This is a genomic window from Kribbella jiaozuonensis (genome assembly GCF_005233875.1).
GTDB lineage: Bacteria > Actinomycetota > Actinomycetes > Propionibacteriales > Kribbellaceae > Kribbella > Kribbella jiaozuonensis.
Genome location: NZ_SZPZ01000003.1, coordinates 709,466 through 723,372, shown reverse-complemented (window position 1 = coordinate 723,372; position 13,907 = coordinate 709,466). Strand labels below are relative to the sequence as shown.

Below are 13,907 nucleotides of genomic sequence, written 5' to 3'. Positions count from 1 at the left end.
AATAACATCGCTGGTATGCAGATCCTCGCCATCGTCGTCTCGCTCGCGGTGACGCTCGTCGCCGTAGCACTGTTCGGCAAGACGATCGGGCACATCGTGTCCGTCATCAAGCTCGGACAGCCGGCCGGCCGGACCGACAATCCAGGCAAGCGGACCGTCACCCTGGCCAAGGAGACCCTCGGCCACACCCGGATGCTGCAGTGGAGTCACATCGGGGTGATGCACTGGTTCGTCGCTTTCGGGTTCATCGGGCTGTTCCTGACCCTGGTGACGGCGTTCGGCCAGCTGTTCGACCCGCACTGGGCGTTGCCGATCATCGGGCACTGGTTCGTGTTCGAGTGGGTCAGCGAGGCCCTCACCTGGACCGGTCTGCTGTCGATCATCGGCCTGATCGTCTATCGGCTGATGCATCTGCCGAAGGGCGACAACCCTCGCTCGTCCCGGTTCTACGGGTCGACGGCCTGGCAGGCGTACTACGTCGAGTACACGATCCTCGGCGTACTGGTCTGCATCCTCTTGCTGCGCGGCCTCGAGTACCAGCTCGGCGACGGTGACAAGTTCCACTTCCCGACGACGTTCTTCATCGGCTCCGGACTGTTCGGCGGGCTGAGTGAGCACGGGCTGGAGAACGCGGTCTACCTGGTCGCGATGATCAAGATCCTGATCTCGTTCGCGTGGATGATCACGATCTCGCTGAACGCGACGATGGGCGTGGCCTGGCACCGGTTCACCGCCTGGCCGAACATCTGGTTCAAGCGCAACCCGGGTGGTCCAGGCGGCGGTACGGCGCTGGGCGCACTCCAGCCGATCATGGTCAACGGCGCCCCGATCGACTTCGAGAACATCGAAGAGCTCGACGAGGACGCGGCGCTGGGCGTCGGCAAGGTCGAGGACTTCACCTGGAAGGGCCTGCTCGACTTCACCACCTGCACCGAGTGCGGCCGCTGCCAGTCGCAATGCCCGGCGTGGAACACCGACAAGCCGCTGTCGCCGAAGCTGATCATGATGGGCCTGCGCGATCACGCGTACGCCAAAGCGCCGTACCTGCTGGCGTCGTCCGACGATGAGCGCAAGTCGCTGCCCGAGCTCGTGCTGGCGGAGCAGGACAAGCCGTTGGTCGGTCCCGCGGATGTCGCGGTCATCGACGAGGAGGCGCTGTGGGCGTGTACGTCGTGCGGCGCCTGCGTGCAGCAGTGCCCCGTCGACATCGAGCACGTCGACGCGATCATGGACATGCGCCGGTACCAGGTGCTGATCGAGTCGTCGTTCCCATCCGAGCTCAACGGGCTGTTCAAGGGCCTGGAGAACAAGGGCAACCCGTGGAACATGAACCCGTCCGGCCGGATGGACTGGGCCAAGGACCTGCCGTTCGAGGTCAAGCAGGTCGGTACGGACGTCGAGTCGCTGGACGAGGTCGACTACCTGTTCTGGGTCGGCTGCGCCGGCGCGTTCGAGGACCGCGCGAAGAAGACCACGCAGGCCGTGGCCGAGCTGCTGAACATCGCCGGCGTGACGTTCGCCGTACTCGGTGACGGCGAGACCTGCACCGGCGACCCGGCCCGGCGCTCCGGCAACGAGTTCGTCTTCCAGCAGCTCGCGATGCAGAACGCCGAGGTCTTCAAGGAGACCAAGGTCCGCAAGGTCGTCTCCACCTGCGCGCACTGCTTCAACACCCTGAAGAACGAGTACTCCCAGCTCGGCGTCGAGCTCGACGTCATCCACCACACCCAGCTGCTCAACCGCCTCGTCCGCGACGGCAAGCTGACCCCGGTCGCACCCGCGGACAGCTCGCTCAACGGCCAGACGATCACGTACCACGACCCGTGCTACCTCGGCCGCCACAACCAGGTGTACGACGCCCCGCGCGAACTGCTCGACATCATCCCGGGCGCGCAGTACGCCGAGATGCCGCGCAACCAGACCAAGTCGTTCTGCTGCGGCGCCGGCGGCGCGCGGATGTGGATGGAAGAGAAACTCGGCACCCGCATCAACCTGAACCGCACCACCGAGGCGGTCGAGACCGGCGCCGACAAGATCGCCACCGGCTGCCCGTTCTGCCGGGTGATGCTGTCCGACGGCCTCACCGCCAAGCAGGCCGACGGCTCCGCGCGCGAGTCCGTCGAGGTCCAGGACGTCGCGCAATTGCTGCTCGCGTCCGTCAAACGAGGCGAGTAACTGCAACTGGCTGCAAAACCCTTCCTCCCCAGGTGGTCCAGACCATAAGATCCCTCGTCTGCATCATCTGGGGAGGGACATGAAGCTGCACACCGCGGTGGCGACCGTTGCCGCCGTACCACTGGTTCTCGGCCTCGCCGCCTGCGGCAACGGCGACCCGAAGGCCACGGGCTACCGCCCGTCGGTGCCGGCCGAGACGCCGACCGCGATCGTCACCAAGACCGCGGCGCCGATCGTGAAGGCGCCGGCCGCGCGGTTGAACCGCGCCACGTTCGTGCCGGCGATGAAGGCCGCGCTGACCAAGCAGAAGTCGTGGCACATCGTCGGCAAGGTGACGGCCAACGGCAGCACGCTGATGACGATGGACGGCTTCCAGACCGCCAAGCCGAACGCGCTGTCGATGGAGATGGCCGGCGCGGCCTTCGAGGGCAAGACCGCCAAGATCGTCGCGATCAACAACGTCGCGTACATGTCGTTCCCGGGGCTGACCCCGGCCGGCAAGTTCGTGAGGTTCACCGGGGCGAAAACCGGTGATGTCGGCGAACTGCTCGAGAGCGGTGATCCGACGAAGATCTTCAACTCGTTCGGCTCCAGCCTCGGCAGCGTGAAGTACGTCGGCCCCGAGACCGTCGACGGCCAGAAGCTCGAGCGCTACGACATCAGCGTCAGCACCGCCAAGGCGCTTGCCCTGCAGGGCAAGAAGCTGCCGGCCGGCGCCCCGAAGACGATGACGTACTCGCTCTGGATGGACAGCTCGCACCTGGTCCGGCGGATGTCGTTCGACCTGGTCGGTGTCTCGATGCTGATGACGATGACCGACTACAACAAGGCCGTGCACATCACCGCGCCGCCGGCGAGCAAGATCGTGAAGTAACGACCGGATTCGGTCAGATCCCACCCGATTGTGTGAACTTCTCGTAATCTCCCGTTACGGATGTGATCACCTCTCGATGATCGGGTGGGGCCTGTGCCGATGCGGAGTAGTCGACGAAGCTTTCTGACAGCGACCGGAGCGGCGGCGGCGCTTGCGCTGACCGGCAGCCTCCCGGAGATCAAGAGTGCCGCGGCCGGCTGGACCGGCCGTCCCGACCGGCGCGACCCGTTCACGCTCGGCGTCGCGTCCGGCGACCCGCTGCCGGACGCGGTCGTGATCTGGACCCGGCTCGCCCCGGATCCGCTCGCGCCGTTCGGCGGGATGGATCGCCGGCCGGTCGACGTCGAGTGGCAGGTCGCGGAGGACGAGCACTTCCGTCGCGTCGTCCGCCACGGTTCGGTGAAGGCGGGTCCGGAGGCGAGCCATTCCGTCCACGTCGACGTACGCGGGCTGCGTCCGTGGCGGCACTACTGGTACCGCTTCCGCGTGAACGGTCACCTCAGCCCGGTCGGTCGCACCAAGACCGCGCCGACCGCCGATACCCAACTGTCGAAGCTTTCGCTGGCGTTCGCGTCCTGCCAGGCGTGGTGGGAGGGCTGGTACACGGCGTACGCCGACATGGCGAAACGCGACCACGACGTGGTGTTCTTCCTCGGCGACTACATCTACGAGTTCGGCATCGACCGCGGGATCCGGCCGCATTCGAACGAGCCGTACATCACCCAGCAGACCGTGACGCTGGACGAGTACCGGCAGCGCTATGCGGCGTACAAGACGGACCCGGATCTCCAGACCGCGCACGCGAACGCGCCGTGGATCGTCACGCTCGACGACCACGAGGTCGTCGACAACTGGGCCGATGAGGCGCATCCGAGCGCGCCGCCCGCGCAGTTCCGGGTACGCCGCGCCAACGCGTTCCGCGCTTACTGGGAACACATGCCGCTGCGGCTGGCGCAACTGCCGACAGGCCCGGACATGCAGCTGTACCGGCGGATCAACTACGGGCGGCTCGCGGAGTTCAACGTGCTGGACACACGGCAGTACCGGTCCGACCAGGCGTACGGCGACGGCACGAAGGCACCGGGTCCGGAGACCGCCGACCCGACCCGCACGATCACGGGGGACGCGCAGGAGAAGTGGCTGCTCGACGGCTGGTCGGCGTCGCGGGCGCGATGGAACGTGATGGCGCACCAGACCGCGATCGCGCGACTCGACACCAAGGACGGGCCGGAGGTGCTCGTGCCGATGGACACCTGGGACGGGTACGAGGCGTCGCGGAACCGAATCCTCGGCGGTGCCGCGCAGCGCAAGGTCCGCAACCTGGTGTCGATCGCCGGCGACCTGCACCGCAGCGTCGCGTCGGACCTGAAGCTCGACTTCACCGATCCGGCATCGGCGACGGTCGGCGCCGAGTTCGTCGGTACGTCGATCACGTCCGGCATGGACGGTGAGGACCTCGACGCGGGCGGTGCGACCTTGCTGCGGGAGAACCCGCACATGAAGTTCGGCAACTTCCAGCGCGGCTACGTCAGCTGCACGATCACGCCGCAGCAATGGGTCTCGGACTACCGCGTCGTCGACAAGGTGTCGGTCCAGCACGGCACTGTCAGCACCCGCGCCAAGCTCCTCGTCGAGGACGGCCGCCCCGGCATCTCGGAGGTCCAGGAATGAACATCCCCCGGCAGACCGTCATCGCGGCCGGCACCCTGCTGGCCGCCGCCCTGCTCGGCTCCAGCTCGGTGCCCAAGGCAACTACCTCCGACGTGGCCGTCAGCGTCGCGCCCGAGCAGTTGAGCGTGGTCGGCCTCCCCTGCTTCCCCGGCCTGCTGAACCTGACGATGACCAACACCGGCTCGAAGGATCGGTACGCCGACCTCACGCTCGACCCGACCGGTCCGCTGCAGCTCTCCCGCACTCTGTTCTCGTCCTGGCTGCCCGCACTCGATCCCGACCAGCCCGTCTCCGCACCGGTCGAGGTCCGCGTACCGCGCGACGCCAAGCCCGGCTCGTACAAGATCGGTGTCGAGGTCGACCGGAAGCGCGTGACCGTTCCGGTGACGGTCAACCCGCTGCCGCCGAAGGGTCCCGGCGACAACCTCGCGCTCGGCGAGCAGGCGACGGCATCGTCCACGCACGGCAACTTCACCCTCTGCGGCGCCGTCGACGGCGACAAGGATTCCGAGCACTGGGACACGCTGACCGGCTGGAACGACGGCACCCGCGCCGCCTTCCCCGACACGTACGACGTTGCTCTGTCGACACCGGCAACGATCAACCGGGTCGAGCTGTACACGCTGGACTCGGCGAAGTACCCGGCTCGGGTGAACGGCCTGAAGGACTGGGACGTCCAGGTCAACGTCGGCGGCACCTGGCAGACCGTCGACCAGGTCCGCGGCAACACGGTCGGACACGTCACGTCGACGTTCACTCCCATCCAGGCGGACGCCGTACGGATCCTCTGCCTCGACGGGAACGACCACACGTACTCCCGCATCGTCGAGCTCGAGGTCTACGGAAGCTGACACACCGGCAACGTCAGGCGCAGTAGGGCACCGGTCGGGCGCGGCACGGCTTCGGCCGTGCCGCCATGGGCCTCGGCGACCTGTCGGACGATGGCCAGGCCCAGCCCGGATCCGGGATGCGCGCGGGCGGCGGGTGAGCGGTAGAAGCGGTCGAAGACGAACTTGAGGTCGCTGTCGGGGATGCCCGGGCCGGCGTCCCCGACCTCGAGAGCGCCCGCCTCGAGGCTGATCAGGACCCGGCCGCCGGGCGGGCTCCACTTCACGGCGTTGTCGACGAGGTTCGCGACGGCGCGTTCCAGGGCATCGGGATCGCCGTGGACGAGGGTGGGCGCACAGACCAGGTCGAACTCGATCTCTGCGGCCCGGCGGGACGCGCGGGCCGCGACGCGCTCCGCGACGAGATCGAGGCGGACGTCTTCGGTGTGGAAAGCGGGTTGACCGTAGCGGGCCAGGTCGACCAGGTCGTTGATCAGTGTCCTGAGTTCGCCGGCCTGGCCGAGCGCTTCGGCCGCCAGGTGTGGGGCCTGCGCGTCGGCCAGGTTCTCCGCCAGCAGTTCGAGATTCACGGTCAGGCTCGTGAGCGGTGTGCGCAGTTCGTGCGAGGCATCGGCGACCAGACGCCGCTGGGCACCGACGGATTCGTCCAGCGTGGCAGTCATGCCGGCGAACGCGGAGCCGAGCCGGCCGATCTCGTCCTGGCTGTCGGCGGGGATCGGGATGGCCAGGTCTCCGGTCGTGCGGATCAGTTCGACGGTCTCGGTGAGTCGGCGTACCGGGCGCAGGACGCGGCGCGCGGCCAGGCGTGCGGCGAGCGCTGCCAGGAGGCCGGCGGCCACCGTCGATCCGGCCAGCATCCAAGCGAGTTGATGCAGCGTGGGCGCAGGATCGGATTGCGGAATCGCTGTGCGCACGAGCGTGCTGGGCGATCCTGGGAAGGGGGCGGTGTAGATGCGGTATTCGATGCCGTCGTACACCGCGTTGCGGAAGTAGGCAGCGGCCGTTCCTTTCGCGACCTTGACGTCCCGCTCGGTGACGTCGACGAACTCCGACGACGGCCCGGCCTGGACCGGGTCCGGCACGATCTGCAGCTGGGTGCTCCCTATCCCCAGCGGAACAGTCGGAAAGGCCGATTCGTTGGGCGTCCCCTTGAACTTCTGCTTGATGGCTTTGGCCACGTCCGGGGCCTTTGCGGCCGCCGCCACCAGGGAGCTGTCGATCTGGCCGCGGAGGTTGGCTTCCACAGCCGGGTACAGAACCACCGACACGAGCAGCATCGCGCCCGCGGCAATCGCCCCTGCGGCGATGGTCAGCCGGGTGCGCAGGTTCATGGCTCCTCGCGCAGGACGTAGCCGAGGCCGCGCACCGTTTGGATCAGTCTGCTGCCGCCGTCCGCTTCGAGCTTGCGACGCAAGTAGCTGATGTAGACCCACAGTGCGTTCGACTCCGGGCCGAAGTCGTAGCCCCACACGGACTCGAAGATCTGGGTCCGGCTGAGCACCCGCTGGGGGTTGCGCAGGAACAGCTCCAGCAGGGACAGCTCGGTCTTGGTCAGCTCCAGCCGCCGACCGGCGCGTTCGACCCGACGGCCACTCAGGTCCAGATCGACATCGGCGAAATGCAGTACCTCGTCCCTTGCGCCGCTACGCCGCAGCAAGGCTCGAAGCCGGGCCCGCAGCTCCTCCAGAGCGAAGGGCTTCGCCAGGTAGTCGTCGGCTCCCGCGTCCAGCCCGGCGACCCGGTCGGCGACCAGGTCCCGGGCCGTCAGCATCAGGATCGGCGTGTCGTGCCCGCCCGAACGCAGCCTCCGGCATACCTCGAGTCCGTTCGGTTCTGGCATCAGGACGTCGAGCACCACCGCGTCCGGGCGGAACACTCCGTGCTCAGCGAGGGCGGACGCCCCGTCCATCACGGATGCCACGTCGTAGCCGTCCCGGCGCAGCGCATGCTCGAGCGATCGCCGTACCGCCGGGTCGTCGTCGACGACAAGTATCCGCATGGTCGACCATCCTCGCCGTCAATCATGAAGTTCTGATGAGCGGCTGTCAGCCTTTGGCGAGTGACTGCTTCAGCTCACCCAACGCCACCATCAGGCGGTCGGTGCTGACTCCGAGAGAGGCGGCGATCTGGCGGAAGGACTTGGAGGTCGGAGTGATGCCGCCCGGTGTCGCGACCAACTTGGCCAGGGCGGCCTTGGCCTTGGCCTGTGACACGCCGAGCTTGGAGGCCAGGCTTGCCGCCGCGGCGTTCGACGTGAACGGCGAGTTCTTCCGGTCGTCCGCACCCTCCTTGCCCTTGTCGTTCTTGTCGCCGGCACGCGGGCGCCCGGGCTTCAGAAGCAGGGGTTCCACGGCTGCTTTGACCCGGGCGACCGGCAGCCCCAGGTCGGCCGCGACCGCTGCCGCGAATGCCTGCGGCGTCACCGTGGTCTTGCCGGTGAACGACCTCTTGGCTGCGACCAGCGCGGCAACAAGCCGGTCGCTCGTCACCCCGAGCTTCGCCGCGATCGCGGCGAACTCGGCATCCGCGGTCGGCTTGGACTTACCGTCCTTGGTCGCGGCACCTGCTTTCGCAGCACCGGATTTCGCGGCACCGGGTTTCGGATCCGGGCCGGACGCCTGCGCCGCCGCCGTACCGGTCGTGGCCAGTGCGGCGAGCACGACCGTCGCCACGATCCGCTGTGAGCGTTTCATCATCGTGAATCCCCTTCGTCCACTGAACGCGCCGGACGAGAACCGGCGCCGTGGCTACAACCCAAACAGCGCGGCCTCAGGGGTGGTTTCAGCCAGCTTTAGAGCTTCCTTAGAAGCACGGGCAGGCACGTCAAACGAACGCCTGAAGCGTTCGTTTTCCTGGCGCGGCAGACAGTTGCGCAGGTCAACGTTCCCACCGGAACGACGAAACCCCGGGTCAGAATCCTGGCCCGGGGTCTCGCAACGGAGCGGGTGACGGGAATCGAACCCGCACTGTCAGCTTGGGAAGCTGATGTTCTGCCATTGAACTACACCCGCGCGCTGCCGGTGACCCGGCAGCGGTGAAGAGCATAGCCGATCGGTGGGCTGTCAACCACGCCGGGTCCGCGCGTCGGTTGTTGCGCGGTCAGGGTCTTGTCCCCAGAAGGTGCCGAATGCATCGAAAAGAGGGGTGCGGACGGTTTGCGCCGGGGGTTCTTGGGCAGTTTTCCACAAAGGGCGCGTTCAGGACTGGGCAGGTTCGTCATCTTCTGGCAGATTAGAACGCGTTGCCGGGGGCAACATTCGACGCAACGTGAGGACGCGGTCCTCCGGACCGGACAAGATGGTTGCGGGCAACTGGATGAAGGGGTGAACGGTGGCAACAGACACAAGTGACGCGGTGGACAACCTCGAGAAGGAACTCGTCACGTTGGCACGGCGGCTGCGGGGTCTGCAGCGGACGCTGTCCGACGAGGCGCACCCGGACCTGGAGCCGGCGCAGTACGCGTTGCTGAACCACGTCGAAGAACTGGCGCCGGTGCGGATGGCCGACCTGGTGGCAGCGCTCGAGGTGGACAAGGGTCCGGTCAGCCGGGCCTGCGCGCGACTCGAGGAAGAGGGTCTGCTGAAGCGTGCCGCCGACAAGTCGGACGCGCGGGCGACCCTGCTGACGCTGACCGCGGCCGGCAAGCGCAAGCTGACGGCGGCCCGGAAGAAGCGGCACAAGGTGATCGAGGACCTGCTCAAGGACTGGTCGCCGGCCCAGGTGAAGACCTTCGCCACCCAGGTGTCGAAGTTCAACAAGCTGGCCGACTGAGGTTAGTTGCCTCAGGCCCAGGTTGGTGGTGCGGTCCCACCGGAGAGCTGAGGGCTCCGGACGATTCACCACCAGCCGCTGGGATCGGGTTCTGGGTGCAAGCTGTGCGGATGAGCAGCACGCTGCTAACGTGCGACCGTGCTGCTCTCCGACCGTGACATCTTGGCCGAGCTCGACGCGAAGCGGGTCCAGCTGGATCCGTTCGATGCTGCGATGGTGCAGCCGTCGAGTGTCGACGTACGGCTGGACCGGTTCTTCCGGGTTTTCGAGAACCACCGGTACCCGCACATCGACCCGGCCGAGGAGCAGCCGGATCTGACCCGGCTGGTCGAGCCGGACGGCGAAGAGCCGTTCATCCTGCATCCCGGTGAGTTCGTCCTGGGATCGACGTACGAGCTGATCACGCTTCCCGACGACGTCGCGGCCCGCCTCGAGGGCAAGTCGTCGCTCGGCCGGCTGGGGCTGCTGACGCATTCGACGGCCGGCTTCATCGACCCGGGCTTCTCCGGACACGTGACGCTGGAGCTGTCGAACGTCGCGACACTGCCGATCAAACTCTGGCCGGGGATGAAGATCGGCCAGCTCTGTTTCTTCCGGCTCTCCTCCCCTGCGGAGCACCCGTACGGCTCGGAGAAGTACGGCTCCCGATACCAGGGTCAGCGCGGCCCGACGCCGTCCCGGTCCTACCGCAACTTCCACCGCACCGACGTCTGAAGACATAAGTAAAGGCCCCGGGACGAGCTCCCGGGGCCTTTACCAATTGTCAGGCGGTCGCCTTGACGAAGATGCAGACCGACTCGAGATCGGACGAGTCGTTGCCGGTCGGCAACTGCCGGTAGACGCCTCCGAAGGGGGAGACGGCAACGGGCGATTCCTGCTTGCCGTTGTAGAGGCTGAGACCCAGGTCGCCGTTCCCCGGGGAACTGTTGTCCGACGGGGAATCGCTCTCGGACGGCGTGTCACCGGTCGACGGGGTGTCGCCGGACGAGGGCGTGTCACCGGAGGACGGCGTGTCGCCCGAGCTCGGCGTGCCGGACGGTGCCGCGCTCGGCAGGTCCTGGCCGGTCTTGGCGTCCAGCATCACCGGCTGCGCCTCGGTCTTCGCGTACACGACACCGTGGAACGCCGCGGTCACGCTGGGCACGACGCGCCCGCCGGACTTGCTGGTGAAGCCCCAGGTCTTCTTGCCCGTCGTGTCGTCGATGCCGAGGATCTCGGCGTCGCCGGGGCCGGAGCCGTCGGTGCAGACGATCGAGGTCGCCTGGTCCGCGAAGCAGTCGTAGTCGCCGGCGCCGATGCTGTCCGACGGGAGTGCGGACACCGTCTGCGCCACGGCACCGGTCGACAGGTCGAGCGCGAAGATACCTTCGGTCTTGGTCCCCTGGCCGTAGTCGATGTACCTCATGCCGTAGAAGTACGCGTGCTTGGCGGCGCCGGCGATCGGCTTCAGGTAGGCCTGCTTCAACGGGATCTGCTTGGTGATCTTCCCGCTCGCACCGTCGGCGAGCAGCGCCGTGCCGTCGGAGGCGCTGTCGGCCTGCTGGCCCTTCGCGCCGGCGACCACACCGCTGTGCACGGCGGCCGGATTCATGCCCGGCAGGATCGTGGACTTCTGCGTCTTCGGGTCCGCGAACACGGTCATGTCGATGCGCTTGACGGTGATGCTGCCCGCGGCGACCACGCCGACGGCGATCTGGCCGGTCTCCGGGTCGACCACCGTGTTCGCCAGGCCGGGAGAGCCGATGGCGTCGTCGCCCTCGCCCTGCACCGTGCTCACCGGCGTGGAGACCTCACCGATCTTCTTGCCGGACATCACGTCGATCCACTGGACGACGACCAGGCCCTTCGGCTTCTGGGTGCCGTTGCCCTTGTCGGTCTCGGCGTACGCGACGACCGCGACGTCCTTGCCGTCGACCTTGGCCGCCATCGGGCTGCTCGCGGCGTTGACCGTGGTCGTGTCGGCGGACTTCGACGGGATCATCCACTGGTTGTTCGGGTTGGTGACGTCGTGGCCGTTCAGGCCGGCATAGCCGCCGATCAGCGCGACCTGGCCGGCGATACCCATCTGGGCCTCGTCGAGGGTCGAGCGGCCCTGGTAGTCGGCCGACGGGAACGCGGCCGCGACACTGAGCGCCTTGGGCGGGTCGAAGGACGGGACCGTCGGAGCGGACGGGGTGGCGGAGGCGGTCGACTGGCTGCCGTTGTCGGATCCCGAGTCGGATTTCTTGTCGTTGCCGCCGCAGCCTGCCACGAGGATCAGGGCGGCGGTGACGGCTGTAGTTGCCACCATCGGGCGCAACATCGTTGGTTTCTCTCCCCAAGGTCGACCGAGAATGATCGACTGAACGCTAGCAGTGTCCATGGGTCGGCCCGGCAGTTATCCACAGGCTTTGCACCAAGCTGCAGCGTGGGGATCGCTCAGCTGGTCCGGGCGAGCCCCAGACGCTGCAGCAGGTGGTAGAGCGCGGCGGCCGCGCTGTTCAGCGGTACGGCGTTCATCGGACGATCGAGAGTCCGGTCCCGCGGTGGCGGGGCTGCTGGTCGGCCAGGGCCCGGGAGGTGGGCTCGGCCAGGCGGCGGGTGGGCTCCAGCTTGTCGGCCAGCCGGCGCAGTGCGCTGGCCAGGCCCTCCCGCGGGCCGGTGCGCTCGGCCTTGCGGTCGTGACGCTGGGCGCGGGCCTCGGCGGCGCGCAGCTGCTCGGCGACTCGGTAGCGGGCGACTTCCTGGTGTTCGGTGATCATGATCGTGTTCCCCTCTGGTGATCCCCGTGGCTGGTTTTGGCAATGCTTCGCTCAGGTCCCGCCGCCGCCTGGGCGGCGGGACCTCGATCGCTTACATGAACCCAACGAACCCGACTGCGCCGATCCGACGCGTGCGGTGGTGTTTTCGGGTCAGACCTTGTAGACGGTGATGTCGCCGGAGACGGTGCGGGCCCGCAGCATCAGCGCGCGCTCCCCCTCGGCCGGCTTCTCGCCGGGCTCGAGGTCGCACCGGATGTGCCCGGTGACGGTCTTCAGGTCGAGGTACGTCGGGAGCCCTTCCGGGACCCCGATCTGGACGTCGCCGCGGGCCGTCTCGGCCTGGACGCTCGGTCCGTCGGCGATCTCGACCTTGACGTCGCCGGAACCGGAGGTGGCGACCGAGTGGTCGCGGATCCGCTCGATGGTGATGTCACCCGAGCCGACCTTGACGGAGGTAGGACCGTTGGCCTCGCCCACGGTGACGTCACCGGAGCCGGTGCTCAGGCCGAGCGCGTCGCCGGCCTCGTCGATGTCGATCGAGCCGGAGCCGGTGCTGGCCTTGACCGCGCCGGTGACCTCCTCGACCTTGACGTCCCCGCTGCCGGTGTTGACGCCGAGCTCGCCCTCGATCCGGGTCAGCTGTACGTCGCCGGAACCGGTGGACAGCCGGGACGGGCCGAGCGGCACCTCGGAGGTGATGTCTCCGGAGCCGGTCTTCACCCGGGCCTCGAGGATCGTCGAGGTGGCGATCCGGACCAGGATCTCCGGTCCGCGGCGGACGTTGCGCGGGCCCTCGATGATCAGCTCACCGTCGACCACCTCGAAGATCACGCCGTCGTCGTCGCCGTCGATCTCCATGGAGACCGCCGTGCCGGCACCGTCCGGGTTGGCCTTGATCTCGACCAGCCCCGAGCCGATCTCGATGCGGATCCGCTCGATCCGCTTCTCCTCGTCGTCGATGTACTGCGTCGCGCTGTGGTCGCTCATTCGACCCACCCCGTCATCCGTTGTCCCGGTCCGTGTCCACCCTTGCGGCGTTCCTTGTCCTCGCGGCGCCGGTCGCGATCCTCACGCCGGCGGTCGCGGTCGCGGCGGCCGCGGTCCGTACCGAAGACGCCCTCGTCACCGAAGGGTCCGTTCGGACCGAACACGCCGTTCGGACCGAAGACGCCGTCGGGGCCGAGCGGGCCGTTCGGGCCCAGCGGGCCTTCCGGACCGAACACCGGACCGCGCGGCGGGCGCGGCGGCCGGGGCGGACGGCCGCTACGGCCGCTCAGCTCGGTCATCACGGTGCGCATCAGCCACGCGTTCGAGGAGATGCCCTCGGCATTCGCGGCCTCGTCCACCTTGTTCTTGATCGACATCGGCAGCCGGAGCGTGATCCGGGCGGTCGGCTCGTCGGCGTCGAACACGAACTGCTCGTTCGCCTCCGCGTCGGCCTCGTCGTCGATGTCGTCGGTCTCGTCCGGACCGGTCAGCTGGCTCGGCGCCGGCGTGACCACGAACTCAGGACGGCCACCGGCCATCCGGAGCTCGACCGAGCCCGGGGACAGCTCGCGGCTGATCTCCCCGGCGGCGTCGGACAGGGCTGAGATGAGGGCCAGGCGGCCCGCGTCATCCAGCGTCGCCCCGAGGCGCTGGGCCACGGAGCGGGTTTGCTCGTCGGCCAGGGCGGTGGCGTTCTCAACGCTCCGCCGGACCGACTCGAGGTAGTGGTCAAGTTCCATGTGCATCAGCATGACGTCATTGTGACGTCACTGTCAACCCCTTCTGATGTCAGGTCGTCGTCAGGATGGCGGCACAGGCAGAATGGCGTGCAGTCAACCG

Annotated in this window: 13 protein-coding genes and 1 tRNA gene; 6 read left to right on the top strand and 8 right to left on the bottom strand. The window is 67.9% G+C overall.

The genetic code is table 11. The features are described from left to right. Window positions 1-15 precede the first annotated feature (15 nt). The 4 genes from FDA38_RS23225 (at window position 16) to FDA38_RS23210 (ending at window position 5,571) form a co-directional block, all read left to right on the top strand. Window positions 16-2,175 carry a (Fe-S)-binding protein gene (locus FDA38_RS23225; RefSeq protein ID WP_137256180.1) on the top strand — a complete coding sequence of 720 codons (2,160 nt, stop codon included), beginning with the start codon at window positions 16-18 and terminating at the stop codon, window positions 2,173-2,175. 79 nt (window positions 2,176-2,254) lie between these two features. Next, a complete protein-coding gene (locus tag FDA38_RS23220; protein WP_137256179.1) occupies window positions 2,255-3,049 on the top strand; it encodes a LolA-like protein in 795 nt (264 codons plus the stop codon). Between the two features lie 99 nt (window positions 3,050-3,148). Then, window positions 3,149-4,720 carry an alkaline phosphatase D family protein gene (locus FDA38_RS23215; RefSeq protein WP_137256741.1) on the top strand — a complete coding sequence of 524 codons (1,572 nt, stop codon included), beginning with the start codon at window positions 3,149-3,151 and terminating at the stop codon, window positions 4,718-4,720. Continuing rightward, window positions 4,717-5,571 (top strand): galactose-binding domain-containing protein, encoded by an 855-nt coding sequence (locus FDA38_RS23210; RefSeq protein ID WP_137256178.1) that lies wholly within the window; start codon window positions 4,717-4,719, stop codon window positions 5,569-5,571. The genes FDA38_RS23215 and FDA38_RS23210 overlap by 4 nt, the downstream gene beginning before the upstream one ends. On the opposite strand, the gene FDA38_RS23205 is transcribed toward FDA38_RS23210, so the two are convergent. The 4 genes from FDA38_RS23205 to FDA38_RS23190 all read right to left on the bottom strand — a co-directional run bounded on the left by FDA38_RS23205 (window position 5,559) and on the right by FDA38_RS23190 (window position 8,579). Continuing rightward, entirely contained in the window at window positions 5,559-6,899 is a 1,341-nt protein-coding gene (locus tag FDA38_RS23205) for a HAMP domain-containing sensor histidine kinase (protein WP_137256177.1), read from the bottom strand. The genes FDA38_RS23210 and FDA38_RS23205 overlap by 13 nt on opposite strands. Then, a complete protein-coding gene (locus FDA38_RS23200) occupies window positions 6,896-7,567 on the bottom strand; it encodes a response regulator transcription factor (protein ID WP_137256176.1) in 672 nt (223 codons plus the stop codon). The genes FDA38_RS23205 and FDA38_RS23200 overlap by 4 nt, the downstream gene beginning before the upstream one ends. Before the next feature lie 46 nt (window positions 7,568-7,613). Continuing rightward, complete coding sequence (locus tag FDA38_RS23195; RefSeq protein ID WP_137256175.1) at window positions 7,614-8,264, bottom strand: hypothetical protein; 651 nt, start codon at window positions 8,262-8,264, stop codon at window positions 7,614-7,616. A gap of 244 nt (window positions 8,265-8,508) precedes the next feature. After that, window positions 8,509-8,579, bottom strand: a tRNA-Gly gene (locus tag FDA38_RS23190). A gap of 319 nt (window positions 8,580-8,898) precedes the next feature. Here FDA38_RS23190 and FDA38_RS23185 point away from each other — a divergent pair. Together FDA38_RS23185 and dcd are read left to right on the top strand one after the other, a co-directional pair. Next, window positions 8,899-9,339 (top strand): MarR family winged helix-turn-helix transcriptional regulator, encoded by a 441-nt coding sequence (locus FDA38_RS23185; protein WP_137256174.1) that lies wholly within the window; start codon window positions 8,899-8,901, stop codon window positions 9,337-9,339. A 138-nt stretch (window positions 9,340-9,477) separates the two neighbouring features. Beyond that, complete coding sequence (gene dcd / locus FDA38_RS23180) at window positions 9,478-10,053, top strand: dCTP deaminase (protein WP_137256173.1); 576 nt, start codon at window positions 9,478-9,480, stop codon at window positions 10,051-10,053. A 49-nt stretch (window positions 10,054-10,102) separates the two neighbouring features. Here the strand turns inward: dcd and FDA38_RS23175 are convergent, their stop codons facing one another. From FDA38_RS23175 to FDA38_RS23160, 4 genes are all read right to left on the bottom strand, one after another. Next, window positions 10,103-11,629, bottom strand: coding sequence for a hypothetical protein (locus FDA38_RS23175; RefSeq protein ID WP_137256172.1), 1,527 nt, complete (start codon window positions 11,627-11,629; stop codon window positions 10,103-10,105). Window positions 11,630-11,834: 205 nt separating this feature from the next. Next, a complete protein-coding gene (locus FDA38_RS23170) occupies window positions 11,835-12,080 on the bottom strand; it encodes a hypothetical protein (protein WP_137256171.1) in 246 nt (81 codons plus the stop codon). Window positions 12,081-12,230: 150 nt separating this feature from the next. Further along, the gene (locus FDA38_RS23165; protein WP_137256170.1) at window positions 12,231-13,067 is read right to left on the bottom strand and encodes a DUF4097 family beta strand repeat-containing protein; all 837 of its coding nucleotides are present in this window, start codon (window positions 13,065-13,067) and stop codon (window positions 12,231-12,233) included. Further along, window positions 13,064-13,819, bottom strand: coding sequence for a hypothetical protein (locus tag FDA38_RS23160; RefSeq protein WP_233714946.1), 756 nt, complete (start codon window positions 13,817-13,819; stop codon window positions 13,064-13,066). Before FDA38_RS23160 ends, FDA38_RS23165 begins: the two co-directional genes overlap by 4 nt. Between the last annotated feature and the right edge of the window lie 88 nt (window positions 13,820-13,907).

What these genes read in the sequence shown, in the direction of transcription:
- FDA38_RS23225 (WP_137256180.1), top strand. Translation starts at nt 16, where the DNA reads ATGCAGATCCTCGCCATCGTCGTCTCGCTCGCGGTGACGCTCGTCGCC.
- FDA38_RS23220 (WP_137256179.1), top strand. Translation starts at nt 2,255, where the DNA reads ATGAAGCTGCACACCGCGGTGGCGACCGTTGCCGCCGTACCACTGGTT.
- FDA38_RS23215 (WP_137256741.1), top strand. Translation starts at nt 3,149, where the DNA reads ATGCGGAGTAGTCGACGAAGCTTTCTGACAGCGACCGGAGCGGCGGCG.
- FDA38_RS23210 (WP_137256178.1), top strand. Translation starts at nt 4,717, where the DNA reads ATGAACATCCCCCGGCAGACCGTCATCGCGGCCGGCACCCTGCTGGCC.
- FDA38_RS23205 (WP_137256177.1), bottom strand. Translation starts at nt 6,899, where the DNA reads ATGAACCTGCGCACCCGGCTGACCATCGCCGCAGGGGCGATTGCCGCG.
- FDA38_RS23200 (WP_137256176.1), bottom strand. Translation starts at nt 7,567, where the DNA reads ATGCGGATACTTGTCGTCGACGACGACCCGGCGGTACGGCGATCGCTC.
- FDA38_RS23195 (WP_137256175.1), bottom strand. Translation starts at nt 8,264, where the DNA reads ATGATGAAACGCTCACAGCGGATCGTGGCGACGGTCGTGCTCGCCGCA.
- FDA38_RS23175 (WP_137256172.1), bottom strand. Translation starts at nt 11,629, where the DNA reads ATGGTGGCAACTACAGCCGTCACCGCCGCCCTGATCCTCGTGGCAGGC.
- FDA38_RS23170 (WP_137256171.1), bottom strand. Translation starts at nt 12,080, where the DNA reads ATGATCACCGAACACCAGGAAGTCGCCCGCTACCGAGTCGCCGAGCAG.
- FDA38_RS23165 (WP_137256170.1), bottom strand. Translation starts at nt 13,067, where the DNA reads ATGAGCGACCACAGCGCGACGCAGTACATCGACGACGAGGAGAAGCGG.
- FDA38_RS23160 (WP_233714946.1), bottom strand. Translation starts at nt 13,819, where the DNA reads ATGCTGATGCACATGGAACTTGACCACTACCTCGAGTCGGTCCGGCGG.